Here is a 1,266-nt window from a genome sequence, read left to right as displayed (position 1 = left end):
GTCGATCCGCCGGCTGCAGCTGGTCCGGTCACGTGCATTTCATCCTGGGCACGCATGCCAACCAGATGGTCGGAGCCGCCGCCCGTATTGAGCACGACGTGGTGGGCCGATTCGAGAGCCGTCACGTCGACCGTGTCGTCACCTGTGCCGGAGTTCACCGTGATGGTGTTGAAGCGCAGATCCGAGGGGGTCAGGTTGCCGACCACGAGGACGCTGTCATTGCCGCCACCGGTATTGATCGAAATCTCTTCGATCTGATCCAGCTCGGCCACGACCGAGGCCGTACCCGTGCCGTTGCGGGTGATCACGATATCCGTGTTGGCATTGAGATCGCTGGCGAGATTGCCTGCGACTTTCAGCCACTCGAACCTGGAATAGATCGAGAAGACCTCGTCCGAATTGTCGCCGGTGATGCTGAAGGCATCGCCGACCGTTCCGTTGGCCCCGCCATTGACGACATCGCGRCCATCGCCGACCCGCCAGACGATGGCGTCGTCACCRGYGCCGGCATTGATCGTATCGTTGCCCCCGAGGCCGAAGATCAGGTCGTTGCCAGCCGAGCCGGTGATCGTCGTCCCGGCTGCCGTTCCCAACTGGGTGGTGTAGGCCGTCGCGCCGAACTGAACCTTTTCGATCGTCGTCAGCGTGTCGCGGCCATCGGCATCGCTTGTAATGGTCAGCACGCCGGCATTGGTCGTGGTGAGGGTATGGTCGAGCACCGATCCGGTGAACACCGCCGTGTCCGTGCCGTTGCCGCCGGTCAGTGCGTTGTTGCCGGCATTGCCGGTGAGGATGTTGTCGCCGGTATTGCCAGTCGCGCTGACATTCGCGGTTCCCGTCAGCGTGACGTTCTCGACATTGGCGTAGAGTGCGAGGTCGAGATTGACCGCTCCGGTCACCGTATCGATGCCGCCGGCAGCGCCTGCAGCCTCGATGACCTGGTCCCGTTGAGCAGCCGTGCCTGCCACATCGTCGATGACATAGGTGTCGTCGCCGGCACCGCCGGTCATGACGTCGCCCGTAGTGTTGGGATTGGCGCCGCCATCGAGACGATCGTTGCCTGCGCCGCCGTTCAGCGTGTCGGCACCGGCCCCGCCGCTGAGCACGTCGTTGCCCTGTCCACCGGTCAGCGCGTCGTTACCGGCCCCGCCGCTGAGCGCGTTGTCGTTGGCATCACCGGTGATCGAGTCGTTGCCGCTCCCGCCGATGAAATTCTCGATATTGGCGATCGTGTCGGAAGTTGCGTTCGCGTTCGTGGTCCCCGAC

General features: G+C 63.8%; 1 pseudogene. It reads right to left on the bottom strand.

Features of this window, described 5'->3' with window-relative positions:
• Nucleotides 1-1,266 (bottom strand): annotated as a pseudogene (locus AC1DJT_RS36735) (hypothetical protein); the annotation flags it as partial.

It is taken from the genome of Allobosea sp. 05T422_2 (genome assembly GCF_056396265.1).
This window is presented reverse-complemented; position numbering and strand designations above follow the sequence as displayed.